Origin of the sequence: Treponema sp. OMZ 855 (genome assembly GCF_024181145.1) — a bacterium.
Classification (GTDB): domain Bacteria; phylum Spirochaetota; class Spirochaetia; order Treponematales; family Treponemataceae; genus Treponema.
Map to the genome: position 1 here is coordinate 539433 of NZ_CP051194.1, position 21224 is coordinate 560656.

A 21224-nucleotide genomic window follows, 5' to 3' on the forward strand; every position below is an offset into this window, starting at 1 on the left:
TTTTAGCAGCTTTCTTTTACCTATCCAAAAACAGCGTTGTTTTTTCGTCGAAGCCGAGTGATACGATGTCTCCGCTTTGGTAGAGTTTCATATCCGGCTTAAAATCGACACTTGCTTTGATAGCTGTTTTTTCATTGAACAACAGATCGTATTCGACGTGACTGCCGACGAAAACGGAAGTCTGCACAACGGCTTTGACGGAACCGGCATCTTTATCCTGTACGGAAATATTTTCGGGACGGACAACAAAAAATACGTCTGCATTTACCGCTGGAGAGTCTGCACAGCCCCGTCTTGCAGTTACTTCATTGACGGAAGAAATCGACGCGGTAATCATATCTCCTTCGATTTTTTGCACTTTTGCAGGAACGATATTCGCTTGACCGATAAAATCGGCGACAAAAGTAGACGCGGGGCTGCCGTATATTTCAAGCGGTGTTCCGATCTGTTCGACTTTACCACGGCTCATAACAACGATTCTGTCGGAAACGGTGAGCGCTTCCGATTGGTCGTGCGTAACGTATAAGCATGTTGTTCCAAGCGCTTTTTGAATTCTGCGAATTTCCGTGCGCATGTGAATCCTCAGCTTTGCGTCGAGGTTCGAAAGCGGTTCGTCCATCAACAAGAGTGACGGTTCCATAACGATGACACGGGCAAGAGCAACGCGCTGCTGTTCACCGCCGGACAGTTGATTGGGGTAACGGTTTTCGTCTCCGCTTAACCCGACAAGTTTCAATGCATTGATGATTTTATCATGGATGTCCGCGTCTTTTTCGCCGCGAGCTTTCAATCCGTATCCGACATTTTTGTAAATCGTCATATGCGGGAAAAGCGCGTAGTTTTGAAACACGAATCCGATCGCGCGTTCATTTACCGGTACACTCGTCATGTCTTTGCCTGCAATAGTGATGCTGCCGCTTGTCGGGCTGACAAACCCCGCTATCATGCGCAATGTCGTCGTTTTACCGCAACCTGACGGCCCCAAAAACGTAACCATCTCTCCTTTCGCGACTTCGATATTGACTTTATCAACTGCATTGAAAATGCCGCCGTTCCGTTCGGGAAATGTTTTTGTAACATCTTTTAAAACAAGTGATATATCTGCCATAGTGTTCTCCGTGTAAATCCGTTTATAATTTTTGCTTCGCTTCTTTTGTAAACTGCATCGAGTATAATTTCATGCACAGTGCTATAAGTGCATCGGCAGCAAAGACGATGATAATGAGCACGATCGAAAATGCAGAGGCTTGTGGAAATTGCAGTTCTGTCATGCTTTCAAGGATGCGCGTCGTCAAAAGTGTCCACCGCGCCGAAACAAGGAATATCGTTGCACTGATTGCCGTCATACAATGGATAAAGAGGTAGCGCATACCTGTAAGTATCGCCGGAATGATAAGCGGAACCGTTACGTGCGTAAATGTCCGCACGGTGCCCGCACCGAGACTTGCAGATGCTTCTTCGAGGCTAGGATCAATCTGCTGCAGCGATGCGATAACAGATCGAATACCTGTTGCATAGTAACGGAAAATATACGCGGCAACGAGGATTGTCATTGTACCGGTTAATAAAATCGGACGTTTGTTGAACGCTGCAATATACGCAATACCGACGACCGTACCGGGCAGCGCATAGTTGAGCAGCGAAGAAAAATCAAGCAGGCGTTTTGCCGGAAATTCCTTCCGCTGAATGATGTAGCCGATGACAACCGAAAGCAAAGCACCGAGCAGCGTCGAGATAATTGCGATCGTCAGCGTATCAGACAGCGCCTTTTTTCCATTTGCGAAAACGTATCGGTAATTTTGCAGTGTCAGCGTATTGTCGATGCCCCATACTTTAACAAACGATCCGGCAAGGATAATAAAATACAAGTAGATAACAAAAATAATTACGATAAAGGCAATACAATAGCAAAGTATTTTCATCCACTTCGGCAACGGAATGAATTTCGATTGCGCTGCACTCTTACCCGAAACGGTTACATAGCTTTTTCGTCCAACAAGCATCTGCTGGAAAAAGAATACGAACAGCGCAGGGATTATTAATAAAAACGAAAGGGATGATCCGCCATTCAAATCAAACATACCGGTGATTTGCAGATATGCCTGTGTCGGCAAAATGGGAAATTTATGGCCGCCTAAAATGAGCGGCGTCGCAAAATCCGCAAGGCTCGACCCGAAGAGCAAAAGAATGGAGTTCGCAACAGCAGGAACCGAAAGAGGTGCCGTAATCGTTCGAAATATCCGTCCGCTTTTTGCACCTAAACTTGATGCGGCGTCATCAAGGTTTGAGCTCATTGTATTTAAAATTGCAGAGATGACCATATAGGCTACGGGAAAATAGGTAAGTGTTTCGGAAATCCACGTACCCGTAAATCCGTAAATATTTGCATCGGGAATACCGAGCAATTTTAATAATGTCCCGTTCGGACCGAGTGCAAGTGTCAGCGAAATGCTGCTCGTAAACGGCGGTGAAATAAGCGGCAGAATCGTTATTGCACTGATAGCTATTTTAAGAAATTTCGGAAGGTTCGTCCTATTTACGACAAGAGCAAAGACATATCCTAAAAATGTACCGCATATACTGACCGCAGCCGCAAGTTTGAGGCTATTCCACAATGCTTTCAGCGTATATGCATTAAGAAAATTTTTTCTGAGTAACTCGGCTGAAATACGGCCATTTGAAAAAAATGCCGTATACAAAAGCGTGATGACAGGATAAAAAATAAATATCGCAAAACAAAACCAAATGACAGCGAGCGTACAAAAAAGAGCCGGATCTTTTTTGATTAAAAGTATACGGCATTCATTTTGTGAAGACTTATTAATATACATTGCTAATCCTCAACTCGGCAACGGTGAAGGGAAAAATACGCAAAACTTTTCCGGATAATTCACCGTTTGCCGAAGTTTTCGTGTATCACCGGAATGCCGAGTTCAAAACTCCGGCATTCAATCCGATGTGATTTTTTATTCTACTGCTGGATAACTTCCTGAATCCATTTTTCGACATACGCTTTCCGTTTTTCGCCTTTCCACACGGATGGTGCATCGATTAAATTCATTTTTGACATATCGAGGGCAGGATCATCAACTTTTATATCGGAACGTGTCGGGATATAGCAAATTTTATGAGCCATCATAAAGTCGCCGAGCTTTTTTGTTGACGCCCAATCCATGAGTTTGCGCGCAGCATTCGGGTGTTTGCATCCTTTAAGAATTCCCGATCCCTCGACGCCGTAGGTAACACCTTCTTTCGGGAAAGAGATGACGAGCGGATAGCCTTGATGGGTAATATCAAGCGCATCGACAAGATAGAATACGCCGCTAGCAGTTTGTCCGTTTGCGATCGGCAGAGCGCCGCCTGCACCGCTTTTTGTATAAAGTTGTACATTTGCATTAAGCTTTTTTTGATAGTCGAATGCTTCTTTTTCACCGAAAGCTTTTACGAGCGAATAAATACGCTCCGTTGCGGTTCCCGATGTTCGGGCATCCGCCATTTGTAAGCCGTTTTTATATGCAGGATTTAATAAATCGTACCAGCTTGTCGGCTCCGAAAGATTATTTTTTTTGAGAAAATTCGTATTGGTGAGAAAGCATAGCGGAATAATCCCGATACCCGTCCAGTAATTATCCGGAGAACGGTAATTTGCGGGAATTTTATCGGCTTCTGCAGGTTTATATTGTTCGAAAACATTTTCCTTAACACCTGCGTCATACGTATCCGACGGACCGCCCCATAAACAATCTACTTGCGGATTTGCCTTTTCTGCGATGATACGCGACAGCGCTTCACCGGAAGAGAGACGAACAAAATTAACTTTGATACCGGTATCCTTTGTAAATTCCGAAAAAATCTGCGTCGCATACTTTTCCGGCATAATAGAATACACATTGAGTTCGTTTTCCGCATTTGCAGTCTCTGAAGAACCTCCGGCAAAGATTGTAGATGCAATACATACACAGAACAATACCATTGCCGCTTTTTGTAATAATGATTTATTCAAAATAAACCTCCTAAAAAGTAGTTCCAGTGTGAGCTATTTTTGTCCGGTTGTCAAGTTTGCAAAGTTTTTTAAAGTTTTCTATTAATAATTATGCAAAAACGAGTGTCGTTTCCGCCTGATATTTTTCCAGCTCATTAAAATTGAGTCTTACCTCAGTTGAGGATTGGATTCGGCTTCTTTCAACTCGTTATACTCCGCATCGCTAAGCCTCAATTTTTCCTTTACTTTATCGGAAAAGTCGTATGTGGAGTGATACAATAAAAGTACAGTGCCAAAATTGCCGAAAAAGAGAGGAGGAGAGGCAATGAAACGGTACGATGAGAACTTTAAAATCGAGGCATTGAAGCTGTCGGACTATATCGGAGTGAAGAAAGCGTGTGAACAGCTTAACGTGAACTATGGAACATTGGCAGGATGGAGAAAGCAGCGGGTAAAGAAAAACAAAGAAGGAAAAAATACAGAAGCTGACATTCACAAAGAGAACAGCAGGCTCAAAAAAGAAATAGCCGAGCTTAAAAATGCGAATGAGATACTCAAGGATGCACTCGGTTTTTTCGTTCAAGACCGGAAGAAATAGAAAAGGATGGTCTTTTCGCTTACATCCACCACCGTACTGCTGAGAAGCTGTTTTCAGCACGGATGCTGTGCGCGACTCTTCCGGTCAGTGAAAGCGGTTTTTATAAATGGAAGCGAAACAGGAAAAAGGTGAAAGCATGGCAGAAACTGCTTGCTCAAATGCATCAGATTCTTGATGAGGATGAAGAAAACAAGAACTATGGGGACAGGCGTATGCAGATAGCACTTGAACAACGGGGCATTAAGCGTTCATTGTCAACGGTAAGACGCGCGATGGCACGAGGAAATCTGCTGCATGAAGACAGAAGAAGCCCTGACGGTCTTACAAAAGCCGACAAAAAGGCGATGAGGCCGCAGAATATCATCAAGCAAGACTTTAGTGCACAAGAGCCGTTGAGAAAATTGCTGACGGATATAACGCAGATACTGTGCAAAGACGGAAAACTGTATGTGTCGCCGCTTTTTGACTGCTATAATGGGGAGATCATTTCTCTTGCAATGGACACAAACATGAAAAAGGAACTATGTATAAAAACGATAACGGAGGCATACAAGAATTTTGATATACCAAGTGGAGCGATAATTCACAGCGATTGCGGAAGCCAGTATACAAGCGGCGAGTACAAAAAGACGCTCGGACAGCTGCATGCGGTGCAGAGTATGAGTGGAGTTGGGAAATGCTGGGATAATGCCCGGATGGAAAGCTGGTTTGCAACGCTGAAAAAGGAAAAGATCTATCAGCTTGATACAACAAAACTGACTGTGGAGGAAGTCAAGACGATCGTCTGGAGATACACGTTTGCTTATTACAACACGAAACGTATCACGACAGTAAATCCCGATGGCTTACCTCCACTGGTATACAGGAAAACAGCAGCTAAAAAAAGTGCTGCTTAAATACATTTGGGGTATTTAGGCACTGCACTAATATTGACTATTCCATAAGATATACTCAAAACAAATTAGTAGATTTAGGCTTAGGAATTGCATCAGGCAATATCACTCGTGAGAAAATCAAAAAATGGATTTCGTTACATACTGAAAACGAGGAAGAAAAGGAACAGACCTATGCTTAAGCGTTTTCCCGAATACACGACTGACTACATTGCAGGAATAATGAGCCTCAGAAAACCTCAAAAAGAATCTCTTGAAATACTTGCAAAAATAGTCGATTCGGTAAAACCCGATAAACAAAGCAATAAACAAGCTGCCCTCAAAGCGGTACATAACAGCTATCCTACCTGCAGCGATTTTGAGCGTGATTTTATTTCGCTTACCTTTGCTCTTGCAACGGGAGTCGGTAAAACCCGTTTGATGGGAGCCTTCATTGCCTATCTTTATACAAACTACGGTATCAAAAACCTTTTTGTAACGGCTCCCAATACCACCATCTACTCAAAATTAAAACAAGACCTTGGAATGCCTCATAGCGAAAAATATGTTTTAAAAGGACTCGGCTGTTTTTCTTCTACTCCGGTCATCATTGCCGATGAAGACTACCGCTATAAAAATCTTGAACTCTTCGACTCCGATATCCGCATCTTTATTTTTAACATAGATAAATTCAACAAAGAGCGGGCAAAAATGCGGAGCCTTTCCGAATATCTTGGTACCTCTTTTTTTGGAAGTCTTGCTTCTATGAACGACCTTGTATTGATAATGGACGAGTCTCACCACTATCGGGCAGAAAGAGGTGTACAATCGCTGAATGAACTTAAGCCGATTTTAGGCTTGGAGCTTACGGTGACACCTTACACAAAATCGGGAACAAAGCAGATCAACTTTAAAAATGTTGTGTATGAATATCCGCTTTCAAAAGCGATTGCAGACGGCTACACTCGTACCCCCTTTGCAGTAACCCGTCAGGATATTCAATTTTTCAATTTCGGAGAAGAAGAAATTGACAAGGTTATGCTCAATGACGGTATTCTCTGTCATGAACGGGCAAAACTGAAACTTGAACAGTATGCCCAAAACACCGGTAAGCGGAAAGTAAAACCTTTCATGCTTATTGTCTGTAAAGATACAGCCCATGCCGAAAAGGTGCAAAACTACCTCAGTTCGGATTCTTTTAAGGACGGAGCTTACAAGGGAAAAATCATTACAGTACATTCAAATCAAAGAGGCAGCGAAAGCGAAGAGAACATGAAGCTTTTGCTTGAGGTCGAAAAATACGAAAATCCGATTGAAATTGTTATTCATGTAAATATGCTCAAAGAAGGCTGGGACGTTAATAACCTCTATACAATAGTTCCTTTGCGGCAAGCAGCTTCAAAAATCTTAAGGGAACAAATGGTCGGCCGCGGTTTACGCCTTCCCTACGGCGAGCGGACAGGCAATAAAGAAATTGACATGGTAATGCTTACCGCTCACGATAAATTTGCCGAACTTTTAGAAGAAGCGCAAAAAGGCGATTCCATATTTAAAGCCGAAAATATCATAAAGGCGGAAGACATTACTCAGGAAAATCTTAGGTACACTCAAGTATCCCTTCAATTCGATGAAGATGCGGAATTGGAAAAAGCCTATCGGATAACCGGAATGCAGAAAAACGAAGCACATGCTGCATTGTTCAAAGATACCCGAACACTCATACAAAAAACGGTAGGGACATATATTCGCCGGCAAACCGGTACGGACATAAAGTTGAGTTTCTCAAGTGGCCAAAAAACGGAAATTACACAGACCATTAAAAAGGAACTTTCATCGGATAAAGATTTAAGTGCAATCTATACAGAGAATGCCGATCCGCTTGCTTCGTGGATTAGCGAAACCGTTTCCGACTATTGCGAAACACTTTCTTCAAAATACATACCTATTCCGCATATTACCATTACCGATTCGGGCTTACCGGAATACCATTTTGCGGATTTTGATCTTGACCTTGAACCCTTTAATCATACGGTAACGGGTGAAGATATCCTTATACAAAATTTGGAAGATCAGGGGGACAGGCTTCATATCAAAGGTTCCGCCATTGACTTTGAGGCTTACAACCCGCTTGCAGAGATTATGAACTGCCTATGCGAAAAATCTGAAATTGATTATCGGCGTTCTGCAGCACTGTTACAAAAGCTGGTTATTCAAGTTTGTTCTCATTACAGAAATAAATATTCCGAAAACGGTATGAGAAATATCGCAATGATGAATAAAAAAGATATTGCCGATAAAATTCACTCACAGCTTATGAAGCATTTTTATTGTGAAGAAGCTTTCCTTGAAGAAAAAGTTTCGTTAGTGCAGCCCTATAATCTTGAACAAGCCTACAACTACTCGACCGCTTCCCGTTTCTTTGATTCTTATGACAAAGACATACAATCGGTTGTATTTACCGGTATAAAAAAAGGAGTATTCGAGGAAGCAAAGTTTGACAGCAAACCGGAACTCATTCTCGCCCGTATCATGGAACAAGATCAGACGGTTCAAAAATGGCTTCGTCCTGCAAAAAAAGAATTCAACCTGCAATACAACGGAGGCAAGCATTACGAACCCGATTTTGTAGCAGAAACATCTTCTTGCATTTATTTGATTGAAGTAAAAGGAGAAGACAAACAGGACACACCCGATGTCATTGCAAAGAAAAACAGGGCAGTCCGCTACTGCAAAACCGTTTCCGAATGGATCGCGGCACATAAAGGCAAACCATGGAAACATCTTTTTATTCCCTCAATGCAGATAAGCCCTTCTTCCTCTTTTACCCGGCTGGCAAAAACCTATACTATCGAAACGGAATCTACCGATATCTACAAACCCGAGCCCGGACATGGTACACAGATTGCTGCGGAAAGATAAAACCTTCAACTCTTGTCATTGTTTTTAAGATTGATCTATTATACTTCCTATAAACCCAATTGGACTTTTACCTTCATTATGTATAAATACACTTATGCAAATAATTGAAGTATAGGTTTTCATTAGCTACTTACAGATTAGTCATAAAAAACGCTTAATTATATTCTCATCTTTTGCTGCCTTTTTTTACTTGTAAATCGTTCGCATTTTTCCCATACCACCTACACACCACCGCAACGGCAAACAGGAACGATAAAACATCGGAGACCGGCTGCAGCAGGTAGATACCGGTTTTCCCGTATACGGCAGGCAGAAGGTATAGGAGCGGTACATAAAAGAAACCCTGCCGTGAAATTGATATCAGGAGCGCTGAAAAATAATTGCCGATATTCTGCATGAACATACTGCTGACGGCAAAAACGCCTAACAGCGGAAGCGAAAAACATTGCATCCTGAGTATCGAAACTCCGGTAGACACTACTTCCTCATCGGTTGACATCAGCTGCATCCAGTGGTCGGCAAAGATATATAAAATTATTGAGGCAGCTGTTAAAAAAAGTGTTCCCACGGCGACGGTAGTAATAAAGGCTTTTTTTACTCGCGCATATTGTTGAGCGCCGTAATTCATTGCACAAATCGGCTGAAAGCCTTGCCCCCAACCGATCATAATCATAAAAGCCACTGCAACAATTTTTGAACTTATTGTTAAAGCAGCGATCATACTTTCGCCGTAGCGTGCTGCCGTAACATTGAGCAGCACCAATGCAGCGCCGGTAATTGCCTGCCGCGAAAAATTAGGAAGCCCCCCTGCAAGAATATGATACACACGCGCTTTGCTGCATTGTACTTTTTTTAGATTGGACGAAATACTCTCGTGTCGTTTTGCTAAGAGCGTCAGCACAATACACCCGATTATTTGACCGATCAGTGTTGCATATCCGGCGCCGATAAATCCCATGTTAAGCGGAAACATCAGCAGCGGATCCAGCACCATATTGCTCAGCATTCCGGAAAGTAATCCGATCATTCCATCGCGTACATTTCCGCACAAACGCAGCTGATTATACACCGTTACTGCATATAAACTGAACGGAATGCTGATGATAATGATCTTTAAATACTGCACGGTAAAGGTGAGTACGTCCTGCGATGCGCTACCGCCGATGAGTTTTGCAAGCGGTACAACAAAAATATATGCTGCGATTGCGATTACGATGCCGGTTACGATTGCAATGACAATACCTATCGAAGAAATGATTTCCGCTTCTGCATAGTCTTTTGCTCCGATTTTTTTAGACATTGCATTACCGCTGCCGTAGCCGTACCAAAAACCGATTGCTTGAATAACACTGACAAAACTGAATACCACACCGATTGCCGCAATCATTGATCTGTTGTGTAATTGTCCGACAAAAAAGGTATCGGTTACATTGTATATAACGCTGATCAACATACCGATGATTGTCGGAATTGCCGTTTTAATGAGCAACGGAAAAATCGGTTTTGTTAAAATGTTAAACCGTCTTTGCTCTTTTGAATCCATCTCAACAGCTCCGTAATTTAAGGCAAACGTATCGAAAATCTTTTGAGCGGTTGCCTTCTTTTTGTGGGAAATTTTAAATAAAATTTCCCACTATTTTTCAAAACCAGTGCAGACGCATCAGGCGAGTATATAAAGTAACGCAGAATATGTGAGGCAGGGCAACCATTTGAGTCGCAAAGCGGCGAAATTCTGGTTGAACGGACTCACATATTCTGCGGGCGTAGCTAAAAAGTAGCTGATGCGTCTGCACTGCTCCGCACTTCTCCTTTGTTTCCGTCAACGGTGATGAGGTCACCGTCCTTGAATTTGACGGTGGCAAAACCGACACCCAATACTGCTGGGATAGTAAATTCCCGTGCAACAATTGCTGCATGGCTGAGCGCAGAGCCGGTGTCTGCAACGACAGCGCTTGCAAGTTTAAAAAGCGGTGTCCATTCGGGATCAGTGAGATGACACACCAGCACATCTCCTTTTTGCATCTTATAAAACTCTTCAGGACTACGAATAATGCGCACCGTTCCTACAACAGTTCCCGGGCTTCCGCTTACGCCCTTCAGTACATCACCAGTTGAATCGAACACCAGTAATTTTGAAGCTTCCCAAACCTTTTCCGCAAGCGGGAATTTTTCATTCCGCCTTGCGATCTTTTCTTTATAAACATCACTGATATATCCGGCTTTCAACACTTCCAATAATTCACAGTGAAAAAGATTTGTAATTCCGTGTTTATAATTTCCGCTGTTTAAGAGCAGAATATTTATCCGCTTTACACACTGCCTAACATAATAAAAGAGTGTTTCCCATAAATACTGCGATTCTTCTCGAACAACATGAAAATACCGGAAGTGCTGTATGTCTTGTTCTAGACGCGGATATTTATTTCCATAAATATGCTTTAATTGCTGCATTAAATCCGTATAATTTTTATTGTTGTTATTATGAGAATTTTGATCCGATACATCAGAGGTATTTAATAACGGGCGTATAATATTGACAAGTCTATCGGGATCTTCGATAAATGTTTTTGCTTCGATGCAATAGCAATTGTAATCAGACTTAAAACCGTTGCATTTAATAAAATCATCCGCAAGCTGCTTAAATACAGGGAAATCGGCACACAGTGTGTTGAATCTTTCGCCGGATAGTATTGCTTCCGTTAGAGTTGTGTTTTTCCGTATCGTATCCGCCATGCGAGAAATATCGTTTGTAACAACAGCTGTTTTATTATTGAGTTCCCAATAGAAATCAAAGGCAGAGTAGTTTGTATCTACACGTTTTATTATTTTGGAGAATTTTTTGCTCATTAGAAAAGACGGAAATAAGGCATATTTAAATCTATCGTATGCAAGTTTTTCTGTCAGCGCATAACTGTGTTCCATAAATGCAGTACATTCGGCTAATGTCATATTCTCAAAATCTAAGGTTTTAATATGCGCTAGCTCTTGCTCATATTGCGCCATAAAATCTTTACATACTTCCGCGCAATAGTCAAAATTTTTGAGCATCCGAATGATTGTAAAGATATGAAAAATACGCAGAGTAAGACCTTTTTTATTTTCAGGAAGTGTCTGAATACCATCGTCATCAATTACAGGATTTGAATTAAAAACAATACCGCCTTCTGCGAATATCCGGGCTTTTTGGTCATTAATTGCTAGCATATAATCAAAGTCCAGCGCACGGTAAGCAAACGGCATTTTTTCAAACTGAAAAGCCATATTTTGTTTCATCATGCGTGTTAATGTAGTACCTTTGATATATTCCTGAACCAGCTTCTCATCATCATTATTTTTTAAGGTTGTTATTGCGCGTGCCTGCAAAATATATACTTGGTTCTTTTGTATTGCCCATTCAATATCCATCGGCATACCGTAGTGTTTTTCTATTTTTAATGCAGCGCGCACCAGAGCTGCAATCTCACTATCATTCAACGCCCGCGCGGTTCTTTTTTCCTCGCTTACCGATTCTTCTTTGGTGTTTTTATCCGCGTAGACAATTTGCGTTTCTTTGGTTCCGATAGTAACTTCCAGTATATCGCCTGATTTATTTACGATATAACTATCTGCCGTTACCCTGCCGCTTACTACACTTTCTCCCAATCCGTAACTTGCGTTGATTTGCATTTCATCTTTGTTTTGTGTTACCGGATTGACGGTAAACAGAACGCCCGCTTTTTCGCTTTCTACCATTTCTTGAATAACAACGGCAATCGCAACAGCGCTCTGATCATATCCCTGATTAAATCGATAGCGTACCGCTCTCTCCCCCCATAGCGAAGCATAACAATGGCGTATTTGAATTAAGACATCTTCTATCCCTTGCACATTCAAATAGGTTTCCTGCTGACCTGCAAAACTCGCATCGGGTAAATCTTCCGCCGTTGCCGATGAGCGGACCGCAACCCTCGCAGCTTCCCCGAGTTCCGCATATTTCGCTCTTATCTCTTTTTCCAATTGAGCAGGAAAATGTCCTGTTATGATTTTTTTCCGAAATGTGCCGACTGCGGATAACAAGGCTTGTTCATCCGTTTGCGCCGCTGTAAGAACACGCAAGATAATTTCATCTATGTTATTTTCTTTAAGGAATTCCCGATACGCATCTGCGGTAATCACAAATCCCTTAGGAACCGGTATTCCCGCAGCAGTCATCTCACCAAGGTTGGATCCTTTGCCGCCTGCAATGAGTACATCATCTTTATGTATCTGTGTAAAATCAGCTATCCGCATTGTATTCAACTCCTTTAAGGGAAAACGCTTACATTCATACTTCTATATATTTATTTACGATTACAGATATAAATATTCGTAAGATTTCGTTAAAATAGGCTGCATCAAACTGATAGCATTGAGAACACAAAACCGCACTTCCGATAAATGCGCTCATCAGCCCTTTTTGATCTACCCGCGTAATTGCTCCGTGCTGTTCCCAATATCGTATCAGCTTTGCTAAAAAATCTTGATACAGTATTTCAATTTTATGTGCCTCATTTTGCCCCTTTGCTTCAAATAGCTTAAACGCATCCTGATAAATAGGCTGGCTTTGAATTTTTGTCATAAGATCAATCGAAGATTTGTATATCATATCCGTAAGAAATGCTGCCGGATTGGTAAGCGAAGTTGAAAACTTTTTTTCAATAGTGCGTAGTTTTTGATTTGCGCGGTACACAATGAGTTCTATAATGAGAGCGTCTTTATCCTTCCAAAAATTATAAAAACTCCCTTGCGCAATACCGACCCGTTTGGTCAATTCCGCTATGCTCAAGGATTTTGTTCCTTTATCGTGAAATAAATTGAGCGCGGTTTCCATAAGCGTTTCTTTTATTTTTATGCGTTCTTCTTCGGTAAAAGCTTTCGGCATAGTAATCCTTTTTTGTATGTGTGAATATCTTGTATAATATTCATTGCCAATATAGCAAAATGAAGGCTTTGTGTCAATGAATATCTTGTTTTATATTCACTGATAGTAATACGGTGGGGAAAATATGCAATAACAGAATATTTTTAAACATTGCACCTAAAAAGTACAATGGAGGGATTTTGACTAAAAACGTTCTGATTGACAAAAAGGTTCAAAATCCATGGATGTTTACGTAATGCTCAAAGGTTCATGCACCGAATTAAAGATTCCCACTGAACCTATCTATTTAACCGCAAGGCTGCGTCAGCCGCAATAGCGGTAAAGCCTGTATTGAAAACGTGCTGCCTTAAAAGCGACTTGCCTTTTTGATATACCCCATCTGATAAATATACAATCTCATTTCAGGGCTTTATCCTAGGCGTTTTTTGTGATATGCTATCTTTGTTTTTAAAGTCAGGCATTCCTGAAAAAACGACTGAGTTTTTCGAGATGTCTATGAGACATTTTTCACCGGCGTTGCCGGCGGGTACTGTCCGTCAATCCCTTTTCGGGCAGTAGGTTTTACAAAATGGTCTATATAGGAGCCATAGTTATGAAGAAAATCGGTGTTGTAGGCGCAGGCACGATGGGGCAGGGGATTGCCACATCATTTGCTTCAAATGGGTATCAGGTTACGGTATGCGACATAAAAATCGAATGGGCGCAATCGGGAATAGATAAAATCGTAGCAAATTACGATAAATTGGCAGCAAAAGGCAAAATAACGGCGGAAGCGGTCGCTGCCATAAAGGGAAATTTAAAGACCGGTTCATACAAAGATTTGGCCGACTGCGATTTAATTATCGAAGCCATACTGGAAACCAGCGAAGCGAAAAAAACGCTTTTTACCGAACTGGACGGTATTTGCAAAGAAGCTACCATTTTTGCAACAAATACCTCGTCTCTGTCCGTTACCGAAATTGCAAAGGGCATTAAACACCCCGTTATCGGGATGCACTTCTTTAACCCTGCCGATAGAATGAAGTTGGTAGAAGTGATTTCAGGAATCAATACGCCTGATGAAGTAAAAAATACTATTATAGAAACCGCTAAGAGTTTAGGAAAAACACCGGTTGAGGTACACGAAGGCCCCGGCTTTGTTGTCAACCGGATTCTTATCCCCATGATTAACGAAGCTGCTTTTATTCTGCAGGAAGGTATTGCGACTGCCGAACATATCGATACGGCAATGCAGCTCGGTGCAAATCATCCGATGGGGCCGCTTGCGCTCGGTGATTTAGTCGGTCTTGATGTTGTATTGGCTATTATGGACGTATTGTACCGTGAAACGGGAGACAGCAAATATCGCTGCTGTACGCTTATCCGTAAAATGGTACGCGGCGGATTACTCGGACGCAAAACCGGAAAAGGTTTTTACGACTATTCAAAGTAAAAGCGGAGGAGGTGTGACAGATGAATACGGTATTGTTTCATATAGATGGACATATTGCAACTATTACCATTAATAAACCGCAGGTTTTAAATGCGCTCAGCACCGAGGTGTTGACCGACCTTAATCATGCATTGGATGAGGTTGAAAAAGCTGAAAATATTTACGCGGTGATTCTTACCGGAGCGGGCGAAAAAAGCTTTGTAGCGGGTGCCGATATTTCGGAAATGAAAGATAAAAATAAGGCACAGGCAGCAGAATACGGCGCCTTTGGGAACAAGGTGTTTTTCCGTATAGAAAACTTCCATTGTCCCGTCATCGCTGCCGTAAACGGCTTTGCTTTGGGCGGCGGCTGCGAGCTTGCGATGGCATGCGATATCCGTATTGCTTCGGAAACCGCCCGTTTTGCCCAACCTGAAACAGGTTTGGGTATTACACCGGGATTCGGCGGGACGCAACGGTTGGCCCGGCTTGTTGGCGCCGGACGCGCAAAAGAGCTGATCTACACCTGCCGCACGATAAAAGCAGAGGAAGCGCTCGCAATCGGTCTTGTTAATAAAGTAACAAAACCGGAAGCCTTAATGCAGGAAACGCTCGCCATGGCGCAAACTATTTGCCAAAAAGCTCCCTTTGCAATAAAACAGGCAAAAGCAGCCATCAATAAAGGCTTGCAGGTAAGCATCGACAAAGCAGTTGCCGTTGAAACGGAAGAATTTGCTCAATGCTTTACAACGGAAGACCAAAAAATGGCTATGAACGCTTTTGTCAAAAAAGAAAAAATCGAAAAGTTCAATAACCGCTAGGAATGGTCATGGATTACAGTTCGTTATACAAACAAAAGCTGACTACAGCAGAAAAAGCTGCACAGGTAGTCAAGTCGGGCGATTGGCTCGATTACGGATGGGGCAATAACACCCCTGTTGCATTCGATAAGGCATTTGCCGCGCGGCTGCCTGAGCTTGAAGACGTCAATATTCGAGGTGGTGTGGTACTGCGGGAACCGGAAATCTTTAAAATAAAAGCTCCTGCGGCTCACCTTACGTGGAATTCTTGGCACATGTCGGGGTATGAACGTAAAACCATCGCTGCTGGATTCGGTTTTTATATACCGCTCCGCTATTCGGAATTGCCGCGCTGGTATTACGAAAATATTAAGCACCTTAACGTATCGGTTTTTCAAACGGCGCCAATGGATAAAGACGGCTTTTTCAATTTCGGATTGAATGCCTCGCACCTCAAAGCAGTTACGGATTGTGCGGACATCGTCATTGTAGAAGTCAATACCAATATGCCGAACTGCATAAACGGCGTCGATGATAAGATTCACATTTCCGATGTCGATATGATTATCGAAGGCAGTAATCCGCCGATAGATGAACTTGTCGATAAAGGTGAACCGACCGAAGTCGATAAGGCTGTCGCAAAGCTCATCATCGAAGAAATTCCGAATGGAGCATGTTTGCAGCTCGGTATCGGCGGTATGCCTAATACGCTCGGCGCGATGATTGCAAAGTCCGATTTAAAAGACCTCGGCGTACACACGGAAATGTATGTCGATGCCTTTGTCGATATTGCCAAAGCGGGAAAAATCACCGGCGCAAAGAAAGCAATCGATACGGGGCGACAGGTATTCGCCTTTGCCGCAGGGACAAAAAAGCTCTATGACTATGTGCATAACAACCCCGTATGTATGGGCGCACCGGTCTCTTACACAAACGACGCGCGGGTGATTGCTCAAATCGATAACTTTATGTCCATCAACAATGCAGTAGATATCGACCTGTTCGGTCAAGTGAATGCCGAAACGTCGGGAACCAAGCATATTTCAGGCGCGGGCGGACAGCTCGACTTCGTATTGGGCGCGTATTTATCCAAGGGTGGAAAAAGCTTTATCTGCTGTTCATCCACCTTTAAGGATAAAAACGGGGCACTTACCTCCCGTATCCGCCCGACGCTTGCGCCGGGGTCCGTCGTTACGGACACAAGAACTAATGTCCATTGGTTCGTTACCGAATACGGAAAGGTCAACTTAAAGGGCTTATCGACATGGCAGCGGGCAGAAGCCTTGATTTCGGTCGCGCACCCCGATTTTAGAGATTCGCTTATTGCCGAAGCGGAAAAGCTCCATATCTGGAAGCGCTCCAATAAACGATAGCTTTTCTCCTGCGCGGAATTCCGCACAGCTTTTTCAACTGAAGAACAAACGCATGAGGCTCTTGTCTCCAATGCGTTTGTTCTCGATATATCCTCTATAAGGGAAAAGAGTATGCAATCAATTAAAAATATAAAAGCGGTCTTTTTTAGCCCCACCGGCAATACCAAGCGGGTAGTTGAACAGCTGGCTTCGCAGTTTTCACAAAAGCTGAATATTCCGGTTGAAGTTGATGACTTTACGCTGCCGGCTGCCCATATCGAAACCAGGACATATTCACCTGAGGATTTGGTTGTCTTCGGTGTGCCGACCTACGCAGGACGCATTCCGAATAAGGTATTGCCCTTTGTGCAAAACCTGTTCAAGGGGAATCAAACACGTGCAATAGCGGTGGTTACTTTTGGAAACCGCAGTTTTGACAATTCTTTGAGCGAGCTTCACATGGAGTTGGAAAAGAATAATTTTTCGGTAATCGGAGCCGGTGCGATAGTCTGCAAACATGCGTTTGCAGAAATAGGCATTGGGCGGCCGGATGATGCCGATGAGGCACTGCTAACTGTTTTTGCCGAAGAGGTGGTTAAAAAGCTGCAAAATTCCGGAAAGCCCCTCGCCAATTCCAAGATAAAAAGAAACGAGTCGCTCACTGCCTATTATGTTCCGCTCGGCACCGATGGAAAGCCGGTTAATTTTTTAAAGGCAAAACCGATTACCGATAAAGCAAAATGCGACAACTGCGGCGTTTGCGCGGCCGTATGCCCGATGGGCTCCATCGACAAAAACGACGTTTCGTTAGTTCCCGGCATTTGCATAAAATGCCAAGCCTGTATTGTGCATTGCCACACAGAAGCAAAATCATTCGACGACCCGCTGTTCCTATCGCATAAAGCAATGCTGGAACAAAACTACGCACGCACAGCTATTTCGCAATGCTTTGCGTAATATCATACTGCCGTTGAAAGGCTATCATACTATCCATCGGTCTAACGGTCAGAAGCAAGAACACCAAAATGATGAGGGGCTTTACGGTTTGCATTTTAATCAGTATGTTATACGGAAATGCAATCGGTAAAATTTGCCGATTAATATGAGGAGCCTGCTATGGTGCGTTCGTTATTATTAACTGTTAGGCAGCTGATCAATGTCTATCTCTTTTTATGTTTTATTAAGATTTTGCTGTCGTGGGTTCCCTCTGCAGCCTATTCGTCTTTCGGGCGGATGTTGTCATCCATTTGTGATCCTTATTTGAATTGGTTCAGACGGTTCGGATTTACCCGCATCGGTATGGTTGATTTTTCTCCTGTTTTGTCGCTCGGTATCTTGTCCATTGCGGCGCAGCTTATCACATCCCTTCTAACCACCGGTACCATTTCGCTTTGGGGGCTCTGTGTCAGTATCATAGAACTGGTATGGTCGTTTATCGGTTTTATGCTGAACTTGCTGATCATCTTTTTGACTGTCCGGTTGATGTACGATCTCTTCGGTTCGTCAAGCAGTTCTCCGTTTTGGTATAATTTAGATAGATTTTTAAGTCCCGTTATTGCAAAGGTTACCGGTTTTCTCCCGCAAAAACCGCTGCAGTATCGTACTCGGCTCATATTGACGATTCTTATTATCCTGTTACTCCGTATTGTACTTGGCCTTTTTGTCGGTTCTCTGTTATTTCAATTTAAAGTGATAAGAATCATCTAAGAACTCCTATACGCATAGCCTCCCTTTTCTATTGTATTTTTACCGGTTTTTGTATATGGTATTATAGAAGAGGGGGGATGGGAAATTGTCTTCGGGAAAAAAACTGATAAAATACAATAGCGAGCTTATCCACGATTTACCGCCGTGGGCACAGGAGCTCGCAACCAAATATTGTACCGAAACGGTCAACCTTTATTTTGTGCACGGCAATATCCGCGACTTTTTACCGCACAACCATCGGGCAAGCGCTCATTTTGTTTTTGTAAAGATATGGGACTATATTTCGGAAGTTATTTTCGGCAATAAAGATATTATCGTGTTTTACGATAAATCAAGCGGCGTGTCTTTTTGTATGCAAGAGATGGAGCAAGCCTATATTGCGACGATGCACAGCCGGTACCCCGAAGTTCCCGTCGAAGATTTTTATTCCCGCGATCCCGTCAAAGCCTTTGCGTATCTTGAACGCTATTTTACACTCAATATGGGCAGCGGCCGCAGAATGGTGCTTATTATCGATTATGCTGAAACGGTTATTCCTGCGGAGGAGATTGGAAACCTCGATGCGGTTGACCGTTACTGCTTGGTTACCCTGAACCGCTGGTCGCACGATCCTCAGTTTACCAATGAAGATATTTCGATCGTCATGCTGACCGAGAACCTTGCCGATGTGAACTCACGGCTTGTCGCCTCTCCCTCAACAGTAAAAGTTGCCATCCCGCTCCCATCGGAAGCAATTCGTATCCATTTTTTAACGTATTTGCAGAATAAGGAAGAACTGTTGTTGGAGCGGCTCCTCAACGCGGAACGGGTGGGAAAACTGACGTCGGGATTAAATTTATTAAACCTTAATCAGCTGGCAAAAGAGTCGTATAACGAAGACGTACCGATTACGTTTGAATATCTCCGCAAAAAAAAGCAAGAGATTATCGAAAACGAAGCGGGAGGTTTGCTGGAATTTTTGGAAACGGAGCATGACCTCTCCTTTATTGCAGGACATGAATTTGTAAAAAAGCGCTTTAAGTCGATGGCCAAGGCGCTTAAACAGGGAAGAACCGATGTACTCCCGATGGGGTATTTAATTTCCGGGCCGATCGGTACGGGTAAGTCCTTCCTTGTTTCGGCATTTGCCGGAGAGATCGGTATTCCGATGGTACGACTTAAAAATTTTCATACGCAATGGCAAGGAACAACAGAATCTAATTTAGAAAAAGTGCTGAATATTCTGCGGGCAATGGCGCCCGTTGCCGTAATGATCGACGAAGCCGACGCTGTTTTAGGAAACCGTAAAATGCAGGATGGTGCCGGTTCCTCCCGCGTCTTTGCGCAAATTGCAAATTTTATGGGCAATACCGACTACCGCGGAAAAATCATCTGGTTTTTGATTACGAGCCGTCCCGATTTGTTGCCGATAGACTTAAAACGGCAGGGAAGAGCGGAGGAGCATTTGGCGCTTTTTTATCCCGAAACGTTAGAGGAAAAGGTTGAAATTTTTGAAACGCTGCAACGGAAGTTGAAGATTAAAACAAAAGATATTTCGTTTTCGAATGTCGTCAATAAAAAACTGAAATTTCCCGTATCGGGTGCGGACATTGAGGCTATTTTGGTTAGATCAAAAATGAACGCAACCGCCGACAACCGCACGATGCTGACGACGGAAGACATTGAACAAACTATCGACGATTTTATTCCGCCTTCATATCCCTATGATATTGAATTACAGAATTTGGTCGCCGTACTCGAATGTACCAGTAAAGAAATGTTGCCTAAGAAGTATCAGAAAATTCAGCGTTCGGAACTGGTTGCAGAGATACAGGAATTAAAACAACTACTTGGAGAAAAATAAACCGCTCCGGTCTATTCAAATAGCGAATAGCGTGCTCAGAGCGGTTTGGGATGCGGTTTCAATTACGCAGCCGTTTCCGGCTCTATACCTAATTATTCAGAGACAACCGATTATTTACCTGCGTTTTGCTCTTCCAAATTCGGCCATGTCAGAACCTTGGAGCCTAAAAGCGCAAATTCTTTTGCAGCATTTTTTGCATCACGAACCGGAATTCCGGCTTCCTTATTCAATGTCTGTTCAAAGAACAGTTCGATGGACTGGAATACATCCGGAAGCGGGTAAAACAGGAAAGCAAAGTTTATACCAGTTGGCTTTACGACAGTAAATGCCGACAGCGCTTCTTGCGGATCCTTGCTGAAAATAATCTTTGATTGATTCTTTGCAGTGATGATATTTGAATCTTTAAATCGCAACGGTACCTGAAAGTCACGTTCACGGCAATAGGGTTCCATAGATTTATGCGGATAGTTTTCGGGCTCAACAAACAGAAAAAGCTTTTTTCCGTTTGTTTGAAAAGTTAATCCGTTGCTGGTTAGGTAAATATCCTTTAGGGTCGCATAGGAAACGATCTCGTAAATACTGTATGCAGAATCTTCTTTAAAGAACGATGAAACAATATATCCTTGATCCATCGGTAGTTTCTGTTTTGCATACGCTTCAAAAAGATCCATCGCTTTAACTGTTGCCATACCTGTTCCTCCAAATTATATGCCCTTGTAGATGCAGCATACTACAAAAGTATATTCCATTTTTTGATAAACTGCAACGCTTCCTTTTGAAATATACGGTGCAGATACAAGGCGCGAACAAAAATAAAGCGGAGGCACGGTAAAAAATGTA

At 42.8% G+C, this 21224-nt stretch carries 16 protein-coding genes; 9 read left to right on the forward strand and 7 right to left on the reverse strand.

The features are described from left to right. Positions 1-16: 16 nt before the first annotated feature. The 3 genes from E4N65_RS02585 to E4N65_RS02595 form a co-directional block, all read right to left on the reverse strand. Entirely contained in the window at positions 17-1108 is a 1092-nt protein-coding gene (locus tag E4N65_RS02585; RefSeq protein ID WP_253673944.1) for an ABC transporter ATP-binding protein, read from the reverse strand. Positions 1109-1130: 22 nt separating this feature from the next. Next, positions 1131-2831, reverse strand: coding sequence for an ABC transporter permease (locus tag E4N65_RS02590; RefSeq protein ID WP_253673946.1), 1701 nt, complete (start codon positions 2829-2831; stop codon positions 1131-1133). Between the two features lie 140 nt (positions 2832-2971). Beyond that, on the reverse strand, positions 2972-4003 hold the full coding sequence (locus E4N65_RS02595) for an ABC transporter substrate-binding protein (protein ID WP_253673948.1): 1032 nt from the start codon (positions 4001-4003) through the stop codon (positions 2972-2974). A gap of 304 nt (positions 4004-4307) precedes the next feature. Here E4N65_RS02595 and E4N65_RS02600 point away from each other — a divergent pair, with 304 nt between their 5' ends. The 3 genes from E4N65_RS02600 (at position 4308) to E4N65_RS02610 (ending at position 8371) form a co-directional block, all read left to right on the forward strand. Continuing rightward, positions 4308-4580: a transposase gene (locus E4N65_RS02600; protein ID WP_044013562.1), complete on the forward strand. Its 273-nt coding sequence runs from the start codon at positions 4308-4310 to the stop codon at positions 4578-4580. 62 nt (positions 4581-4642) lie between these two features. Further along, positions 4643-5476, forward strand: a complete 834-nt coding sequence (locus E4N65_RS02605; protein WP_253673950.1) for an IS3 family transposase — start codon at positions 4643-4645, stop codon at positions 5474-5476. 171 nt (positions 5477-5647) lie between these two features. Next, a complete protein-coding gene (locus E4N65_RS02610; protein ID WP_081984379.1) occupies positions 5648-8371 on the forward strand; it encodes a DEAD/DEAH box helicase in 2724 nt (907 codons plus the stop codon). Between the two features lie 166 nt (positions 8372-8537). Here E4N65_RS02610 and E4N65_RS02615 read toward each other — a convergent pair whose 3' ends face one another. The 3 genes from E4N65_RS02615 to E4N65_RS02625 form a co-directional block, all read right to left on the reverse strand. Then, positions 8538-9914 carry an MATE family efflux transporter gene (locus tag E4N65_RS02615; protein WP_253673952.1) on the reverse strand — a complete coding sequence of 459 codons (1377 nt, stop codon included), beginning with the start codon at positions 9912-9914 and terminating at the stop codon, positions 8538-8540. Between the two features lie 224 nt (positions 9915-10138). Next, the gene (locus E4N65_RS02620) at positions 10139-12640 is read right to left on the reverse strand and encodes a PEP/pyruvate-binding domain-containing protein (RefSeq protein ID WP_044013557.1); all 2502 of its coding nucleotides are present in this window, start codon (positions 12638-12640) and stop codon (positions 10139-10141) included. A 34-nt stretch (positions 12641-12674) separates the two neighbouring features. Further along, the gene (locus E4N65_RS02625) at positions 12675-13271 is read right to left on the reverse strand and encodes a TetR/AcrR family transcriptional regulator (protein ID WP_044013555.1); all 597 of its coding nucleotides are present in this window, start codon (positions 13269-13271) and stop codon (positions 12675-12677) included. Positions 13272-13857: 586 nt separating this feature from the next. On the opposite strand from E4N65_RS02625, the gene E4N65_RS02630 reads away from it, so the two are divergent. The 6 genes from E4N65_RS02630 to E4N65_RS02655 all read left to right on the forward strand — a co-directional run bounded on the left by E4N65_RS02630 (position 13858) and on the right by E4N65_RS02655 (position 20384). Next, positions 13858-14703, forward strand: a complete 846-nt coding sequence (locus E4N65_RS02630) for a 3-hydroxyacyl-CoA dehydrogenase family protein (RefSeq protein WP_369792418.1) — start codon at positions 13858-13860, stop codon at positions 14701-14703. Between the two features lie 20 nt (positions 14704-14723). Beyond that, positions 14724-15503, forward strand: a complete 780-nt coding sequence (locus E4N65_RS02635; protein WP_044013551.1) for a short-chain-enoyl-CoA hydratase — start codon at positions 14724-14726, stop codon at positions 15501-15503. An 8-nt stretch (positions 15504-15511) separates the two neighbouring features. Then, the gene (locus E4N65_RS02640; RefSeq protein ID WP_253673954.1) at positions 15512-16855 is read left to right on the forward strand and encodes a butyryl-CoA:acetate CoA-transferase; all 1344 of its coding nucleotides are present in this window, start codon (positions 15512-15514) and stop codon (positions 16853-16855) included. Positions 16856-16966: 111 nt separating this feature from the next. Beyond that, on the forward strand, positions 16967-17791 hold the full coding sequence (locus E4N65_RS02645; RefSeq protein WP_044013546.1) for an EFR1 family ferrodoxin: 825 nt from the start codon (positions 16967-16969) through the stop codon (positions 17789-17791). A 159-nt stretch (positions 17792-17950) separates the two neighbouring features. Continuing rightward, positions 17951-18541 carry a YggT family protein gene (locus E4N65_RS02650; protein WP_044013544.1) on the forward strand — a complete coding sequence of 197 codons (591 nt, stop codon included), beginning with the start codon at positions 17951-17953 and terminating at the stop codon, positions 18539-18541. Between the two features lie 85 nt (positions 18542-18626). Beyond that, entirely contained in the window at positions 18627-20384 is a 1758-nt protein-coding gene (locus tag E4N65_RS02655; protein WP_044013542.1) for an ATP-binding protein, read from the forward strand. 110 nt (positions 20385-20494) lie between these two features. Here the strand turns inward: E4N65_RS02655 and E4N65_RS02660 are convergent, their stop codons facing one another. Further along, positions 20495-21073: a hypothetical protein gene (locus tag E4N65_RS02660; RefSeq protein ID WP_044013540.1), complete on the reverse strand. Its 579-nt coding sequence runs from the start codon at positions 21071-21073 to the stop codon at positions 20495-20497. Positions 21074-21224: the final 151 nt, after the last annotated feature.

Bases quoted from the DNA above. Each gene is read 5' to 3' on its own strand.
- E4N65_RS02610 (WP_081984379.1), top strand. From the start codon at position 5,648: ATGCTTAAGCGTTTTCCCGAATACACGACTGACTACATTGCAGGAATA.
- E4N65_RS02645 (WP_044013546.1), top strand. From the start codon at position 16,967: ATGCAATCAATTAAAAATATAAAAGCGGTCTTTTTTAGCCCCACCGGC.
- E4N65_RS02620 (WP_044013557.1), bottom strand. From the start codon at position 12,640: ATGCGGATAGCTGATTTTACACAGATACATAAAGATGATGTACTCATT.
- E4N65_RS02615 (WP_253673952.1), bottom strand. From the start codon at position 9,914: ATGGATTCAAAAGAGCAAAGACGGTTTAACATTTTAACAAAACCGATT.
- E4N65_RS02635 (WP_044013551.1), top strand. From the start codon at position 14,724: ATGAATACGGTATTGTTTCATATAGATGGACATATTGCAACTATTACC.
- E4N65_RS02590 (WP_253673946.1), bottom strand. From the start codon at position 2,831: ATGTATATTAATAAGTCTTCACAAAATGAATGCCGTATACTTTTAATC.
- E4N65_RS02605 (WP_253673950.1), top strand. From the start codon at position 4,643: ATGCTGTGCGCGACTCTTCCGGTCAGTGAAAGCGGTTTTTATAAATGG.
- E4N65_RS02640 (WP_253673954.1), top strand. From the start codon at position 15,512: ATGGATTACAGTTCGTTATACAAACAAAAGCTGACTACAGCAGAAAAA.
- E4N65_RS02660 (WP_044013540.1), bottom strand. From the start codon at position 21,073: ATGGCAACAGTTAAAGCGATGGATCTTTTTGAAGCGTATGCAAAACAG.
- E4N65_RS02585 (WP_253673944.1), bottom strand. From the start codon at position 1,108: ATGGCAGATATATCACTTGTTTTAAAAGATGTTACAAAAACATTTCCC.
- E4N65_RS02650 (WP_044013544.1), top strand. From the start codon at position 17,951: ATGGTGCGTTCGTTATTATTAACTGTTAGGCAGCTGATCAATGTCTAT.
- E4N65_RS02600 (WP_044013562.1), top strand. From the start codon at position 4,308: ATGAAACGGTACGATGAGAACTTTAAAATCGAGGCATTGAAGCTGTCG.
- E4N65_RS02625 (WP_044013555.1), bottom strand. From the start codon at position 13,271: ATGCCGAAAGCTTTTACCGAAGAAGAACGCATAAAAATAAAAGAAACG.